Source organism: Photobacterium aphoticum (assembly GCF_001029435.1).
In the GTDB taxonomy this organism is placed as follows: Bacteria; Pseudomonadota; Gammaproteobacteria; order Enterobacterales; family Vibrionaceae; genus Photobacterium; species Photobacterium aphoticum.
The window spans coordinates 128168-144155 of sequence record NZ_LDOV01000030.1 but is presented as its reverse complement, the minus strand read 5'-3'; the positions used below and the strand labels follow the sequence as shown (position 1 = coordinate 144155).

19 protein-coding genes and 1 tRNA gene are annotated in these 15988 nt (G+C 43.3%); 3 read left to right on the top strand and 17 right to left on the bottom strand.

Annotated elements, in window-relative coordinates; genetic code table 11:
- The 3 genes from ABT58_RS17235 to ABT58_RS17225 all read right to left on the bottom strand — a co-directional run.
- A partial coding sequence (locus ABT58_RS17235) for a CPBP family intramembrane glutamic endopeptidase (protein WP_053063126.1) occupies positions 1-486 on the bottom strand: 486 nt, incomplete at its 3' end.
- A 55-nt stretch (positions 487-541) separates the two neighbouring features.
- Positions 542-1144, bottom strand: a complete 603-nt coding sequence (locus tag ABT58_RS17230) for a hypothetical protein (protein ID WP_146147267.1) — start codon at positions 1142-1144, stop codon at positions 542-544.
- 297 nt (positions 1145-1441) lie between these two features.
- A complete protein-coding gene (locus ABT58_RS17225) occupies positions 1442-1909 on the bottom strand; it encodes a Dps family protein (protein ID WP_047875662.1) in 468 nt (155 codons plus the stop codon).
- A gap of 240 nt (positions 1910-2149) precedes the next feature.
- Between ABT58_RS17225 and soxR the strand changes: the two genes are divergently transcribed.
- The 3 genes from soxR (at position 2150) to ABT58_RS17210 (ending at position 4101) form a co-directional block, all read left to right on the top strand.
- Positions 2150-2614, top strand: coding sequence for a redox-sensitive transcriptional activator SoxR (gene soxR / locus ABT58_RS17220; protein WP_047875661.1), 465 nt, complete (start codon positions 2150-2152; stop codon positions 2612-2614).
- Positions 2615-2758: 144 nt separating this feature from the next.
- Positions 2759-3307 carry an NADPH-dependent FMN reductase gene (locus ABT58_RS17215; RefSeq protein ID WP_047875660.1) on the top strand — a complete coding sequence of 183 codons (549 nt, stop codon included), beginning with the start codon at positions 2759-2761 and terminating at the stop codon, positions 3305-3307.
- Entirely contained in the window at positions 3304-4101 is a 798-nt protein-coding gene (locus ABT58_RS17210; RefSeq protein ID WP_047875659.1) for an arylamine N-acetyltransferase family protein, read from the top strand. Before ABT58_RS17215 ends, ABT58_RS17210 begins: the two co-directional genes overlap by 4 nt.
- A gap of 182 nt (positions 4102-4283) precedes the next feature.
- Here the strand turns inward: ABT58_RS17210 and ABT58_RS17205 are convergent.
- The 14 genes from ABT58_RS17205 to ABT58_RS17135 form a co-directional block, all read right to left on the bottom strand.
- Positions 4284-4374, bottom strand: a tRNA-Ser gene (locus ABT58_RS17205).
- A gap of 340 nt (positions 4375-4714) precedes the next feature.
- On the bottom strand, positions 4715-6889 hold the full coding sequence (gene katG, locus ABT58_RS17200; protein WP_047875658.1) for a catalase/peroxidase HPI: 2175 nt from the start codon (positions 6887-6889) through the stop codon (positions 4715-4717).
- Between the two features lie 295 nt (positions 6890-7184).
- Complete coding sequence (locus ABT58_RS17195) at positions 7185-7535, bottom strand: GlpM family protein (RefSeq protein WP_047875657.1); 351 nt, start codon at positions 7533-7535, stop codon at positions 7185-7187.
- A gap of 248 nt (positions 7536-7783) precedes the next feature.
- Entirely contained in the window at positions 7784-8290 is a 507-nt protein-coding gene (locus ABT58_RS17190; RefSeq protein WP_047875656.1) for a GNAT family N-acetyltransferase, read from the bottom strand.
- Between the two features lie 159 nt (positions 8291-8449).
- Positions 8450-9256 carry a 5'-methylthioadenosine/S-adenosylhomocysteine nucleosidase gene (locus ABT58_RS17185; RefSeq protein ID WP_082211142.1) on the bottom strand — a complete coding sequence of 269 codons (807 nt, stop codon included), beginning with the start codon at positions 9254-9256 and terminating at the stop codon, positions 8450-8452.
- A gap of 206 nt (positions 9257-9462) precedes the next feature.
- Positions 9463-9933, bottom strand: coding sequence for a hypothetical protein (locus ABT58_RS17180; RefSeq protein WP_047875655.1), 471 nt, complete (start codon positions 9931-9933; stop codon positions 9463-9465).
- Positions 9934-10079: 146 nt separating this feature from the next.
- Entirely contained in the window at positions 10080-10601 is a 522-nt protein-coding gene (locus tag ABT58_RS17175; RefSeq protein WP_229821749.1) for a GNAT family N-acetyltransferase, read from the bottom strand.
- Positions 10602-10764: 163 nt separating this feature from the next.
- Positions 10765-11157, bottom strand: coding sequence for a VOC family protein (locus ABT58_RS17170; RefSeq protein ID WP_047875654.1), 393 nt, complete (start codon positions 11155-11157; stop codon positions 10765-10767).
- 59 nt (positions 11158-11216) lie between these two features.
- Positions 11217-11624: a DUF1330 domain-containing protein gene (locus ABT58_RS17165; RefSeq protein ID WP_047875653.1), complete on the bottom strand. Its 408-nt coding sequence runs from the start codon at positions 11622-11624 to the stop codon at positions 11217-11219.
- Positions 11625-12347: 723 nt separating this feature from the next.
- The gene (locus ABT58_RS17155) at positions 12348-12920 is read right to left on the bottom strand and encodes a GNAT family N-acetyltransferase (RefSeq protein ID WP_047875651.1); all 573 of its coding nucleotides are present in this window, start codon (positions 12918-12920) and stop codon (positions 12348-12350) included.
- 256 nt (positions 12921-13176) lie between these two features.
- A complete protein-coding gene (locus ABT58_RS17150) occupies positions 13177-13506 on the bottom strand; it encodes a hypothetical protein (RefSeq protein ID WP_047875650.1) in 330 nt (109 codons plus the stop codon).
- A 256-nt stretch (positions 13507-13762) separates the two neighbouring features.
- Positions 13763-14473 carry a hypothetical protein gene (locus ABT58_RS17145; protein ID WP_146147266.1) on the bottom strand — a complete coding sequence of 237 codons (711 nt, stop codon included), beginning with the start codon at positions 14471-14473 and terminating at the stop codon, positions 13763-13765.
- Between the two features lie 297 nt (positions 14474-14770).
- Positions 14771-15112 (bottom strand): hypothetical protein, encoded by a 342-nt coding sequence (locus ABT58_RS17140; RefSeq protein ID WP_047875648.1) that lies wholly within the window; start codon positions 15110-15112, stop codon positions 14771-14773.
- Positions 15113-15263: 151 nt separating this feature from the next.
- Positions 15264-15860, bottom strand: a complete 597-nt coding sequence (locus ABT58_RS17135; protein ID WP_047875647.1) for a glutathione S-transferase family protein — start codon at positions 15858-15860, stop codon at positions 15264-15266.
- Positions 15861-15988: the final 128 nt, after the last annotated feature.

Here is a 15988-nt window from a genome sequence, read left to right as displayed (position 1 = left end):
ATTCATGCTCTCGCCCTGAATAGCACCGAGAGCTAATCCTAATAAAAACGTCGATATTGCAGCATTAACCCCAGCTTTGATACTCTTTATTCCCCATATAACATGGACAACACTAAAAGCCACACCCGATGCGAAAATTTGAATGAAAATCGAAAATCCTTCAGAATCCAGATAATCCATTACCCATTTTCTGAATACAACCTCCTCGACAATACCCGCACATACTGCAGCCACAATCGAAATACACTTCAAAACATCCAACTTAAACATATAACGTTTAACATCAGAATTTTTTGCTGCGCTATAGCAATAAAGCACTGTGACAATAAAGGCTAATATCCAACTAATGAGGGTTCCACTACCATCTGGCGTAAAACCCAAATACACCATAAATCCAGTAAAGTTAGACAGTGCATTGATTACGATAAACGTCCCCATCGTTGAGATAATGACAGCTAACATTAAATAAACCGATTTATGTTTCATTTAACTCCCTTTACACAATAATCCGTTATTCCATTTGTCTATCATATCCACCCACTTATTCTGTCGGGTAGTCAGCATACATATACGCCCCCAGCACCCCGTAGATGATGGCGGTCGGGATGCCTGTTGTTACCATTAACGCAGAATCCACCACAACAGCGCCTGGCGTAATGAGGACTTTCCCCACGTTGGAGACCGTACTGGATGCTTGAATCACCTTCACGGGATAGTGATTGGCTAATTGTATGGTGTCACCCGTCTCTTCCAACTGATACCGATTGCCATTCAACGTATAGTGAAGTGTCATGTTGTCATCTTGCGAGAAGCCTAAACGCACTAACTCGTTCTTGATTTGTTCAGAAAGGGCGCCAGATGCAATCGTCAGCGTGATATCTCCCGTGATCTCACCTGATTCACGCAAGGTAAAGTCACTGAGTGACGGGGTAAAGGTTATCTCTCGACTGACGATCAACGCTTGTTTAAAGGCTTTGCTGATTTCAAACACATAAGCGTGCTCTTTGCCGGTAGCGATAAAGAGGTTGTTATTTTCATTGACGGTGAATGCGGATACCGACTCATAATAATGAGGCTGTTCCCAAACTTTTTCTGTTGTCGAGCATCCTGATAACAACACCATCAGCATTATCATCGTCGCCATGATTCTCATCGCTTCCCCCATGCATTCCAAACTCACTACAGCAAAAACTGATACGCTACCGCCCTTGCAAAAGCCGCTCATCAGCCCCCACGGTTCACTATGCCGGATTTGGTATCTATCGAAAAGGAACCTTTACTCGTCAGTATGTTAGGTGAGATATGGCTTACAGAAAGATGAAACTGGATATGTATCTCATCAATAATGACACGCAAACAAAAAGGCCAGCATTGCTGCCGGCCTTCCTGTTTAAACGTATTGCGCTTACGTTTATTTCCCGTATTTTTGTGCTAGATGTGATTACTGCAAGTACGCGTTAAGCATCCATGTAGTTTTTTCTTGCTCACGAATGTAATCGCTCATGAGTGCTACCGTACCTTCATCACCAATCTCGGCCGCTTTTTCTGCAATGCCACGTTGTTTAGTGATCAACAACTGGAAGGCATCCAACAGGCCTTTCACGCAGTCTTCTGCACGGCTCGCGTCTTTATGCTCGTGAATTTCACTCAGTGCCAAGTACTGGCTGAAGGTGTGATTTGGACGTGCACCCAGGGTTAGGATACGCTCTGCCAGCTCATCAACTTTAAGCTGCAAGTCTGTGTACATTTCTTCAAATTTCACGTGTAGTTCGAAGAATTGCTTACCTTGAATATTCCAGTGGTAGCCGCGTGTGTTCATGTACAGCACTTGGTAGTCTGCTAGCAGTGCATTAAGTTCTTCTACTAATTCGTTAGTTGGTTGCTGTTCTAGACCAATTAAGTTTTTCATGATGCTGTCCTATGATGTTCTGTTCATAAGCCGAATCTATCAAGAAGGTTCGGTCTTGCTGAGGAACACTTTATCGCACCCACCCTATTACGTATAACTGTTTGATCCTATCAGCCTGATAGGAAATAACTATCTATTATATCTGTAAAGAATCATGGACAATGGTGATACATCCAACATCGCACGGCATCTAAACTTAAAGTAAACTTTAAATAAGTTATCGATGAGTTAGGACAGAAAATGGAAAAGAAAAAGCGTTTTTTCACCATCGGAGAAGCCGCAAAACGATGCGATGTAGCCACATCAACGCTGCGATTTTATGAGTCAAAAGGATTAATCGCGTCAATACGCACCCATGGTAATCAACGACGTTATCACGCCGCCACGCTCAGAACGATTTCAGTGATCCGCGCCGCGCAAAAAATCGGTATCTCTCTTGAAGAAATTAAGGATGCACTGGCAACCCTGCCCGATAACAGACAGCCTAATAAGAAAGATTGGGAGCGACTGTCCAAGCAATGGGCCGCCACCCTGGATCAAAAAATCAATGAGATGCAGAGGCTCAGAGACAACTTAGACACATGTATTGGTTGCGGTTGCCTATCCCTAAAAAGCTGTCGTATTTTCAATCCCAATGATGAAATTGCCGCCCACGGTGAAGGCCCAAGATTCCTCATAGAAGGCTTTGGTGACAACGCCGAATAAAAACACGGCGTATTTGCACCTTAACGCTTGACTTAAAGTTAACTTGAAGTTTCACAATGGCGCCTCAAACAAGGAGAGCGGTTCAGGACTGAAAAAATCCTGCCATTTATCTTCCGTTCATACTTTATCGTTAAGAGTTAATGCATGAAAATTTTAGCCTTTGGTGCCACCAACAGTAAGCGTTCGATTAATAAAATGCTCGCGTTTTATGCTGCGCAACAGATTGAAAATGCGGAAATTAATTTGATCGACCTGAATGATTATGAGATGCCTATATACAGCGAAGAGAGAGAAGAAGAGCACGGCATTCATGCACTCGCACACCACTTTTTCAATAACATTTCGGAAGCGGATTTAATCATTGTGTCATTTGCCGAATACAACGGTACTTATACGGCGGCTTATAAAAATATCTTTGACTGGGCATCACGCATTGATATGAAGCTCTTTCAAAACAAACCGGTTTTGATGCTGGCGACCTCTCCTGGACCTGGCGGCGCGCAGAGTGTATTAGCCGCTGCAATCGCTTCAGCGCCTTATATTGCCGCAGATGTGATCGGGGCGATTTCATTAGAAAACTTCTATGAGCATTTTGATATCGACAAGGGCGCTGTCACACATTCCGCCTTTAACCAAGCATTGACGCATGCCTTTAATACGCTGGGTGAGTCAGCAATGAGGACTTCACAATGAATCATGCACTGCTATCAGCCTATTTACAGAAAATTCAGTTTGAGAGCGATATCACCGTTGACCTCAACACACTGTTCGCGTTACATCAGCAACAACATCGCACGATTCCTTTTGAAAACCTGGATATCGTGAATGGCCAAGCTGTGACACTCGATGAAGATGCCATTTTTGAAAAGCTGGTTAACAACCATCGTGGTGGCTATTGTTTTGAGTTAAATGGCTTGCTGCATCGAGTATTGAAAGCGGTGCAATTTGATGTGGTCAAAACACTAGGGCGAGTGCATGTCTCTGGCACACCAACCGGACGCGGACATCTGGTGAATATTGTTACCCTTGATAACCAGCAATGGCTCGTGGATGCAGGCTTTGGCGCCAGTACGCCCCGAACCCCGCTGCCACTGAAACTCAATCAAGTATTGAACACGGATACGCAAACATTCCGCTTTGTTCACGATGCGCAGTTTGGTTTCATGCTGCAATGCATGGAAAATGAAGAGTGGCAAAATCTGTACAGTTTAGACATGAACGAGGTATGCCAAGGGGATCTGGAATACGGCAATCACTATGCGTCAACCAGTCCGCACTCCCTGTTTACGAACAACCTTATTGCCATCGCAAGAACCGCGCAGGGGAACGTTACTCTATTCAATGACCGATTGAAGATCACCGATGCTGGCACCACCACTGAAAAGCTCATTCAGGATGAAACTCAGTATAACCACATACTGAAAATGCATTTTGGCATCGACAATCCCTGCCCTAGCGAAAAGTTAAAACGCTTTTGCGGTGAATAGACCGCTTAGGAAGATTGGGGAATACAAAGCCGCTGATTGATGCGGCTTTTTTGTGTGTGGCGGAGTGCTGGGCGTGCATCCAACTGGAGTCGCAGGCGACGAGGGATTTTCAAATCCCGGTTTCCAAAGATAAAACGTAATGCATACGAAAAAGCCCTCGTCTTTCGACGAGGGCTTAAATGTGGCGGAGAGATAGGGATTTGAACCCTAGATACGCTATTAACGTATGCCGGTTTTCAAGACCGGTGCTTTCAACCACTCAGCCATCTCTCCATGCGGCGAATAATACGGGTTACAGCTCAGAACGTAAAGTCTTTTTCTTTGTTTACGCTACCGACTGCGCACATAACCCACACATCGACCCACTTTGCAACAAATCGAACAATAATTACCGAAGATTGCGATGAATTTAGATGGGTTTCATCGCAATCTTCAGGGTTTGGTGTGTAGTCGCATGTTCAAATTCTTTAAATCGCCCATTGATGCTAATTAAAATCCACCCATTAGCGACCAACAGTCTTATGAGCTCCTCAACACTCATAATGCAATCCTTCATCAGAATACAACAAACCCCGCAATGGCGCGGCCAGTGCGGGGTTTCATTTGGGGATGATTATGCTAGATCAAAACGGTCTGCATTCATCACTTTGGTCCAAGCGGCAACAAAGTCTTTCACGAACTTCTCTTTGTTGTCGTCTTGTGCGTACACTTCTGCGTAAGCACGTAGTACAGAGTTAGAACCGAACACCAAGTCAACGCGAGTGGCAGTCCATTTTACTTCACCGGTTTGACGAGAAACGATGTCGTAAGAATTACGGCCGGTTGGTTTCCAGTTGTAATTCATGTCAGTCAGGTTCACGAAGAAGTCATTCGTTAGTGAACCCACGCGGTCGGTGAATACACCGTGTGCGCTGTTGCCGTAGTTTGCGCCGATAACACGCATACCACCTAGCAGTACGGTCATTTCAGGGGCAGTTAGGCCCATCAATTGTGCACGGTCTAGCAACATTTCTTCTGGTGCTGATGCGTAATGCTGTTTCTGCCAGTTACGGAAACCATCCGCCAGTGGTTCAAGGACAGCAAATGACTCAACGTCAGTTTGTTCTGCGGTGGCGTCACCACGACCTGGTGCGAACGGTACTTCGATATCAAAGCCGGCTTCTTTTGCCGCTAATTCAACACCCAAGTTACCTGCCAGAACAATCACGTCTGCCACGCTCACGTTGCTTTCAGCGGCAATACCTTCCAGTACAGACAACACGTTAGCCAGTTTTTCTGGTTCGTTACCAGCCCACTCGTTTTGTGGCGCTAGGCGAATACGTGCACCGTTAGCACCACCACGCTTGTCAGAACCACGGTATGTACGTGCACTGTCCCAAGCGGTCGATACCAAGTCACTGATGCTTAGGTCAGTAGATGCGATTTTTGCTTTCACTGCCGCTACATCGTAATCAGTACGGCCAGCGGTGACAGGATCTTGCCAGATTAGCTCTTCAGCCGGTACGTCTGGACCCAGGTAACGTGCTTTTGGTCCCATATCACGGTGAGTCAGTTTGAACCAAGCACGCGCAAAGACATCAGAGAAATGCTCAGGATCGTTATAGAAACGCTCTGAGATCACGCGGTAGTCTGGGTCCATTTTCAGGGCCATATCCGCATCAGTCATCATTGGGTTACAACGAAGACTTGCATCTTCTACGTCAGCTGGCTTATCTTGTTCTTCAATAGACACCGGTTCCCACTGCCATGCACCTGCTGGGCTCTTGGTCAGCTGCCAATCGTGGTTCAGTAGCATTTCAAAGAAACCGTTATCCCACTGTGTTGGGTTGGTTGTCCATGCACCTTCAATACCACTGGTTACCGTATCACGGCCAATACCGCGAGAAGTGTGGTTGTTCCAGCCAAGACCTTGCTCTGTTACGTCGGCACCTTCAGGATCTTTACCCAAGTGCGCAGCATTACCGTTACCGTGTGCTTTACCTACGGTGTGGCCACCGGCGGTCAATGCAACAGTTTCTTCGTCATTCATACCCATACGGGCGAAGGTCACGCGCATGTCTTCAGCGGTTTTTAGCGGGTCTGGGTTACCGTCAACACCTTCTGGGTTCACATAGATAAGGCCCATCATTACCGCTGCCAATGGATCTTCAAGATCACGGCCATTGGAGTAACGGCTGTTTTCAGCATCACTGGTGGCTAGCCATTGTTTTTCAGAACCCCAGTACACGTCTTTTTCTGGTGCCCAGATATCTTCACGACCAAAGCCGAAACCGAACGTTTTCAGACCCATTGACTCGTAAGCCATAGTACCGGCAAGCACAATAAGGTCAGCCCAGCTGATTTTGTTACCATATTTTTGTTTGATCGGCCAAAGCAGACGACGGGCTTTATCCAGGTTTGCGTTATCAGGCCATGAGTTCAATGGCGCAAAACGTTGGTTACCGGTGTTAGCACCACCACGACCATCATATGTGCGGTAAGAACCTGCAGAGTGCCACGCCATACGCACCATCAAACCGCCGTAGTGACCCCAGTCTGCAGGCCACCACTCTTGGCTGTTAGTCATTAGCGCTTTCATGTCTTCTTTCAGCGCTTCAACATCTAACTTTTGTACTTCTTCGCGGTAGTTAAAGTCAGCGCCTAGTGGGTTCGTTTTAGTATCGTGCTGATGCAGAATGTCTAGGTTTAGCGCATTTGGCCACCATGCCACATTCGATGTTTCAGAAGATGTCATTGCACCGTGCATTACAGGACACTTACCGCCTGTATGATTATCATGTTGGTTCATGTTCACTCCATTCCCTTATTTTTGGGATTTATTTAGCGAAATACCTATAAAGGTATATTCCGCTTATTCTTTTGATTGGGTTAGTCGAAGCCGATGTTTCACGATTATTGATAAATGAATTCGCAACATTTATATGCCAAAAATGCAACCAATGTTGTGACGGCCTCGTCTTTATGGTGTGAACAATACGCCGAGTCTCATTGATAGAAAACGCGTTACTTCCTATTACATTGATAGATAAAACTGATTAGTCATACAAATGGAGAGGCGTATAGTAGTATAGACTGACACACCATCATCCAAGAGCGGGCGACAGCCGAGACCAACTCACCAATAACCCTGCCGCCAATACCACCCATACCGCCATTGCCAGAGACAGCGTCATCCATACCCCATAGCGGGCGCTAAACAGATACACCGCCAACAAATACCCCGCATAGGGAATGAGTGAATACAAACCAAATAAGGCCGTGGCACGCAGTGCTTCTACCCCACGTTCCGTCCCTACGATGAAATGCGCAATCAATGAAAAGGTCGGGAAGAGTGGTACCAACCCGGCGATATAAAAGTTCTTGGTTTTCGATAACAGTGCGATGAGTAACACCGCAAACGCTCCCAGTGAGCATTTGGCAAATAACGCGATCATATACATCCCTGACGACAACGTGACGATGACAGACACACAGACGAGCCCATTCTGTTTAACGGGATGCCTTGCGTGATCGCATAGATAGTAATCAGTCATTACCCAAGGTGACCGTGAGTGTTTCTTTTCGCGATGATGAAAAATATTGAGGGTGAACAAGCACCAAGGAGTCATGGTTCGATAAAAAAAGAAACCCGCCATCTGACGGGTTTTCTTCATTGTTTACCTTGTTGACCTAATTACCTTGTTTACTTATGAAACTCGTAGCGATTATTGAGCGCCCCATAGAGTTCCATCGTATCTTTAAAGCTAAAGCCGACGTTTTTTAGCAATGCATTGGAGCGTAAGTTATCCGGCAGCGTGACGGCAAAAACCGTCTTTAATGAACAGGTGTCCATGGTGACGTTTAGTGTCTTTTCAGCCGCTTCACTCGCATACCCTTTACCAACAAACTCCGCCAAAAAGGCGTACCCTAAATCCGGGTATTCCAGCTCATCCCGCTTTAACACACCACACATCCCAATGGGTGTACCCGTGGATTTTAGATAAACCAAATTAAGACCAAAGCCATATTTTTCGTAACTGGCTATCGGACCATGCTGTAGGTAATTGATTGCATCTTCTTGCGTGCGAACCTTTTTATCCGCAATATATCGAATGAACGACTCCTCATTAAGCAACCGAATAACAAAATCCGTATCGTTTAAATCAAACTGTCTAATAACCAGTCGTTCTGTTTCACAAACTACTTTCATGTGAATACGTACTCCAATATAAAAAATGCAAACACACGCTCAGGGATAAGGGACTACCCCATCACAATATGCTTCTTATACACCTAAACAATGCACAGTGAAAATATCACGTGAAGCACACACTATGGAGTGACCTTATCTTCTGTCATTACTGCGTCGTTATTGCTTTTTTATCAACGCCTTGACCACATCTAAGGTATACAGCTGACAATCAACGGCAGTCTGCGGGTCAAAATCTTGTTTGTGTTGGTCGGTATTAGAAAGAATGCGGATCCCCACAAAAGGCACTTTATACGCTTGTGCTACCAACGCGGCAGCTGACGTTTCCATTTCTTCAACAGAGGTGCCCATCGTGTTGTGGAACCAGTTGATACGGTCCACTTCTCGGTTCCATTCGTCGGCTGAACCAATCAAGCCTTTAACAACGTTACCCTTTTTGTAGACATCGGCCTGCGAGTAAGCGATGTTAACCAGTTTCTCATCCGCTTTAAATTGTGGGTACTCAACGAATTCGCCCTTTTCACGCAAGCGCATAGTTACGTCGAAGTTTTGCCATTGCGTCGGGTCGATACCCTGGCCTTTCTCTTTAAAAGCAGTTTTGTACGCGCCCATATTGAAGCTGGCTTCACCCACGACAATATCGCCACGGTACAGTTTTGGATCATGCCCGCCAGACGTGCCTTGGTTGATAATGTATTTAGGATTGAAGTGTTCAATACCGATAGTGGTAGAAGCCGCCGCGTTTGCTAAGCCCACTTCCGTGCGAGAAACGACAACAGGGTAACCGTCGATTTCACCTTGCCAAAACGTCCACGAACCAACAGTCGTTTCCTTCGATTCTTTCAGTGCAGCCACAAGCGTACTGGTTTCGATATCCATCGCACCTTGCACCAAGATAGGCTGCGGGGCAGCAAAAACCGAAAAAGACACAACAACAGGGGCAAGAGCAATCAAGCGCATAAACATAACGATATACTTATCAATAAAAAGTGTGCGTAATCTACCGATAGCAAACGTTTGCGTCAATCCTATTGCGTTACTTTTTGCCAAGAAATCACTCATTCTCAGCATATCATCCAGTAATGTCGTTAGGTGTATTTAAGGTAGCAAGCGCAAAATCTGCAGATACGCTTCATCGATGAATCTCTGGTATAAACTCCTCATGAGGCTGGTTATGCATGCCAAAATTGTCGCCGGATATATCTCACTATCGATCCGGCGATGACATAAGCGGGGATGATCAAAAACAATACGATAATACCCGTGCCCATGTTACTATTAATTCTGTAACTAACAGGCTCAATTTTATTATTGATCACCTTATACGTAGAGGTGGAACTGTAAGTATTGATATAATTAAATTCTATTAATTGACTTATCTCATCAGATTCTAAAACATTAATCTTATGAACATCACCAACACTCAGCTCTACGCTATCAACATTCAATCTAAATTGATAACCAGCATCATTTTCAATCGCTTCCTTTAAATAAAGCTTTGAATATTTACCCGCTTTCTCACCCAGCACATAAAACTTTGGTGCCTCCTCTACAATATTCTCAGTCATTGCAGGCAGCGTATGATCCATCATCATATTCGTGCCAATTTTTAAAATGATGATTGTTAGAATAAACCTCAACATGTATCTACAATTCCAATAACGCTATATTTTTATGCATTCTACATTTTTCTTTTAATCTTATAGTACAGTGAGGTGATTTTCAGTTCACATAGAAAGCAAAATGCGATTTATATCACTGCCGATTTTTCCAAATACACTCCGGTTTATTAAAAGTCTAACTTACTGAAGGTATATATCGGCCCTTCCCACGACGCATCGTTGAAAACTTCAACCGAAAAAGCCCCACCGGTATAGTTATCGATTGCCTTCTGCCAGAAGGATTGCCCTTTAAGGTTTTCATTGATAACCCTGACAACCCAATCTTGACCAAACATGTCAAAGACTTGCCTAGCAACCTCTTGCCCAATCCCCTGTTGCTGGAACCTCTTCATGATGAAAAACTCTTCAATCAGAAATCGTCCATTTGGGGCATTAGGATCTGAATTGACGATGACAAATCCCGCAGCCTGCCCGGCAACCTTAACCAGTAATGGCGTGTACTCATCAATGTCAAAATACTCATCCACATCTGCAATCTCAAAATCGCCATTTTCATCAACATCATCTTCTTCGTACACTGAGAACTCGTACTCGTAGAACTGCAGCAAATTTTGAATCAATGGCTTTTCATTGGTTGATATTTCACACACTTCAATCTTCATATTCTCTCCAACGATTACAAATAACATCCTCCCTCATTCAGGTGATGCCACAGTCGGTGAACCTGTATAGGGCAACATTTGAAAATATATTTAGATCTTCAATACATAGACAGTAACGGGATCGAGCTCAGACTCTCTCTCGAGCACGTATATCGAACACGTCTATGATTTTTAAGCGGATACATGCCCCTTAATTACAGCGATACATGCCACAGATTTTATGCCCGTCCAGATCCAAGAAGTAACACAGATGCTTTTTGCCTGTTGTGTTGTCACGTAAGCCAGGAGGGCCCTCAATGCTCGTGGCGCCATTTGCAATGGCAGCAGAATGGAACGCTAGAACTTGTTCTGGTGAGTCACACGTGAATCCAATTGTTGAACCATTGGCAGGGCATGCTGGTTCACCATTTATGGGTTCGGTAATACAAAACACAGATCCGTTATGCGCATAGAACAGTCGTTTTTGCCCAGTATCATTCACATTATGTGTGGACTCATGGATGCCAAGTACGGCTAATACAGAGTCATAAAAACGCTTGGCACGCTCAATATCATTGGTTCCGATCATAATATGGCTGAACATATAATATCCTTGTTAATGTTCGGTATTTTGGTCAGTGACGGCTCACTGTTGGGGAGGACTCAGGGGATCTTCGTTTCTATGTTTAGCTGCCCAGCCAACCCGGCCTCACGATGAATACTTAACGCTTTGAACTCTTCTGACGACGTCATTTCAATAAGTGCTTGTCGTGATGGGTATTTCACGATGACGAATGAGTCCCAAAGATCTTCAACCTGACCTAGGATTAACCCTGTAATTTCTGAATAAAAAACGACTTCTGCACCGTATTTCTCAAGCACCTTTGCCATTGGGTGGCCATATAAATCGTATGCTTCCCTGCCCGTTAAGTTCGTTTCTCGACCATCTGCATATTCCGCTTTTTCGCGAAACTTAAACAGGTTTAACAAATGAATCTCACCCGAATCTGGTGACGATTTCAGTCTATCCAACTGACTCTCTGATGGATAAAGTTGATTGATAACGTCCATTTTTCCTCCTTCAACATCACGAATAACATGTCCTCCACTACAGTGCCGCTTTCCTTCGGTATTTAAAGTGAAAATAGAAATAATACAGAGCAAGCACTGTGCCTAACGGGAAAAACAGAAGCCATAGAAATGATAACTTGAATAACGTGTTAAATGCCCAGCGCCTTTCCTTCAGAAGAAAAAAACCACAAACAGATGACATGAAGCAAATAGAGACAACCACAAAGTTCAAAAGGTATATTTCCCAAGGCGCCCCCGAAAAAACCTCGAAATGTTGAAAAGTCATAATGGTCATCCCCAAGGCATTCATCCCTCCAATAACGAGAAAACTCCAACCTAAAATCCTTCTATGAGTGTTCATCGCTTCTCCCTTATGCATAACATTGTGACAACGGGTATCTCCTAAACCACACCACATTCAACCGCTTTGAACTTGCAGTCTATTGTGAATATTGTGCTGCCTCTTTGCCCGTTTTGTAGACAACTTCAATGCTCGCCTCAGTTCTTCAATGCAAGTTGAGTAAAGCTAGGCAAGTCCAAATTCCGAGGGATTTGATTTATCTATATGTTGATAATCTGCCGCCGTGACAAAGCCATCATCCCAGTTGTAATGGTTCAACAGCTCATACAGAGAGGCTGATGAATCTAGTTTCTTTACTAAAGAAATCGCTTCATCATGATCATCTAGCTCATAACAAATCATTTCTATAATTTGATATTGATTCAGAGCGATCTCGATGCTTGAACAGTTTGTGGGGCTTCTAACTCACGATATAGCACCAGGCAATTGTATTCTTTACCAAACTCAACCTCAGGTTCAAATGCTTTTATCTGTGTGAACCCTTGTTTAAACCAGAATCTAAAGGCTTTGACATTTTCGGCATATACATTTAAACCAACCCGTTCAATATCGGCACAAGCACGAGCTTCATTGATTACGCTTTCTATGATCTCTGTACCAAAGCCACATTGCTGATATTGAGGCAAAATACACAGCATCGGGACCCAAAGAGTGTGTGGGTGAGGTACATTAAACTCGAGTTGAAGATAACCAACTATCGTACCGTCTCGGGTGCTAATTTTTCTAAAATAGAACGCACCGACTTCTCTTGCAGAGCTTGCTTGATCACTATTCGCAATCAGCTTCTCATACTCACTCAGTGACCAGTCTCTAAATGTAGGATCGAATACTTGAACAGCAAGGTTACTATCGAATATTGACTTTGCCACACTTGGCTCATTGATATTAAATACCGAAAATATTAGATTTTCTGATTTCCATTCTTTCGCTAACATTCGGATACTTCCTCCTTGAAGCCTAACGCACGACAATGGTCTGAATCACGTAAACCGACGCCCCTGCATACCACCTTAATCACGAAAGCTAACGCACAGTAATAGACTGTGCGTGCAGAATTACTCATAACTTGTTTGTTACGCTATATTTGCTTTCTCAATCGAAGTAAATTTAATGCAAGCTCGACGATCATCTCAGATCTTCAATACGTGTCCAGTAAAACAGATCAAGTCCACAGTCAGGTTGAAGCAATTTTTATATGCGTTCTCGAAGGTGCACACTTTTAGCTTCGATCACACGAATACCAGCATTTGTACTTAAGTAGAACTTGAGCCAACTCGCCTTGAATAAGTCACTATCTACTATTTCCACAGAGTCTAGTCCTAAGAGTGTTGGATTACCTTCAAAAGGAATTTCGTTGATATTTATAGAATGGAATCCTCTGAATACAATATCAGTTTCTTCATATTCGCCATTTTCCCAATCTACTGGGTACATAACTCTTAATATCAATTCATCTTGTGACGGTACTTCAATCATCAACAGCAACTCACAATCGTGCCAATGTATTTCATTATGTTCCATGATTTTTCATCCAAGCATATAACGAATGACATGGACTCCCCCTCATCCAGACTCTGCCACACTTGATGAGTCTGGGTAAAAACGTTCGGAGGCTACCATGTCAAAATCCATCTATGGCATTGATCTTGTCAAACATTCGTTCAGTATCCATGGTGAGGATGAGACAGACAAAGGTACTGATCCACAAAACCCTTTTCTTTCTAAAAATTCAGGGGGGGATCGCTTTACCCCTTGACACCCCAAAGGCTCATATGTATTAGGCTAACTCTGACCACTTGCGCTTGACCAAGAATTTCGGAATAACCTCCCGACCCAAACCACCATATTTTTTGGCCTCTCGATTCCACCACTGGCTCGATGGATGAGGAGCCACAACACACTCAAGGCCTAAATTACGTACAACTTTTGCACCGTACTCTCCAGCCTTTGCGGAACAGAAAACAACAAGATCTGGGCTCAGAGTTTTGATTACGTCCGTAACGATAGCTTCAGACATTTTCAAGTCTAAAGAATGAACTTTAATACTGTCCCCTTCGTTTTCAGCTGGCCTTTGAAAGTAATTCATAAAAGCCACATGATCTAAAATATCAGCTGAGTTCGTGTAACCAAAAAATGCTTCATTAATCTCTTTCGCTACATTTCTATAAATCCAATGCGACTTTTTGGGGAAGTTGGTAGGGATATTCTTTTTAATGATACCGCTAGTATTAATCCAAGATTTTTCGGTATCAGTGAGGTCATTTTGATTGTTTGAATACCACTTTTCTATGTTCAATGATGATGTAGACCCTTTGGGCAAATAATGACTCTCTCCAATAACCAACAGCTTTTTAGTCCTACCTTGGCCATACTTTGAACCAACCCAAGGCTTGAGGTTTGGATAATTCTCATAGTGTGTATTTGAATACATTTTATCTCCTTTTAGCCTAACGAATAACATGGATTCCCCCTCATCTTGCTCTGCCACACTTGATGAGTCCGGTTCGATAAAATCTCGGAAGCTACACTGCCAATTTCAATCTATGCATCGATTTAGCCAAACATAGCTTTACTATCCACGACGAAGATGCGACAGGCCACGTCTTGACCCACGAAACAGCCTTTACAACGTAAAACTCAGAGGACGATAAAACGCTCTTGCAACGTTTGCACACATACCACCCGCGATCATTATAAAAGCCGTAGCCACTCTCTTTGAATAGTGCCTGCTCGGGTTAATCGATATATTACTAAGGGGACGCCAGGTCAGGGCCCCTGTGTTAGCTTAAATTATATAGCACCTAGCCACGCCACCCCAAAACAGAATATTCAAAGTCCAGACCATCACACTCTGAACTGGCAGCATATGAAAAACTAACTGTGGACATGCCTTGAGATCTCTCAGTGAGAACAGCATTTGGGGCTGAAAATCCCAACTGGTCGCTAAACACAGGCCTCTTTTGAAACGCGGATGATTCACCAAATACACAGCGTAGGATGAATAAATAGTCCATAAGCCCAAAAATCCAAATAGCTCAATTAGGGTAATGACTTCTAAACTAAATGGTAATAATGAAGGACCACCAATGAGTAAAATTGCTGCAAATATCCATTTTCTATTTTTCATTTCACATCCTTGTAAAGGATTTCAGCTAACGCCTGCATAACAGGTTTGCCACCATGCAGATTAAGCCAAATTTATCAATTAACACGGTAAACCCAAAGAAAACTAAAATTCCGAATGTAGAAAATAGTGTTAATACATTTGTTAAATGTAATTACGCCATACCTACGTACCCTGGTGTTGATTGAGTACGATGACACCAATTTTTAATTTCTGGATATTGCATTAAATCAAAACCACCTTCATCAGCAACATGGCTATAAGTATAAAGAGAAATATCAGCAATTGTCATTTCATCACCGACTAAATACTTAGTTTTACTCAATTGATTTTCCATTAATTGTAGTGCTTTATGGCCACCCTCTTGAAGTGAGAGATATTCAGCTTCTCTTTCTTTTGGTATACCTAAATATTTTTGAATAAAACGAGCTACAGCAATGAATGGCTCATGACTGTATTGTTCAAAGAACAACCACTCATACACTTTTGCTTTTAAGTACGTATCATCTGGTAGAAATGCAGTATTTTCAGAAAAGTAGCCTAAAATTGCATTTGATTCACACAGATAACGTCCATCATCTAATTCAACCGCAGGGATTTTTCCATTCGGGTATTTAGACAGGAATTCAACTGTTTTTGTTTCACCATCTAAAATGTTCACATGAATCCACTCATGCTTAATATTTAAAAACGATAGTAACATCTTAACTTTTAGACAGTTTCCTGATTGTAGGTCACCATAAACTTTCATTTACGCCCTCCTTGACGATTACATTTAACGAATGACATGGACTCCCTCTCATCTGGATCTGCCATACTTGATGAGTCAGGCTCAATAAAATCTTGGTGGCCCCCTATCGCTTTCAATCTATGCATTAA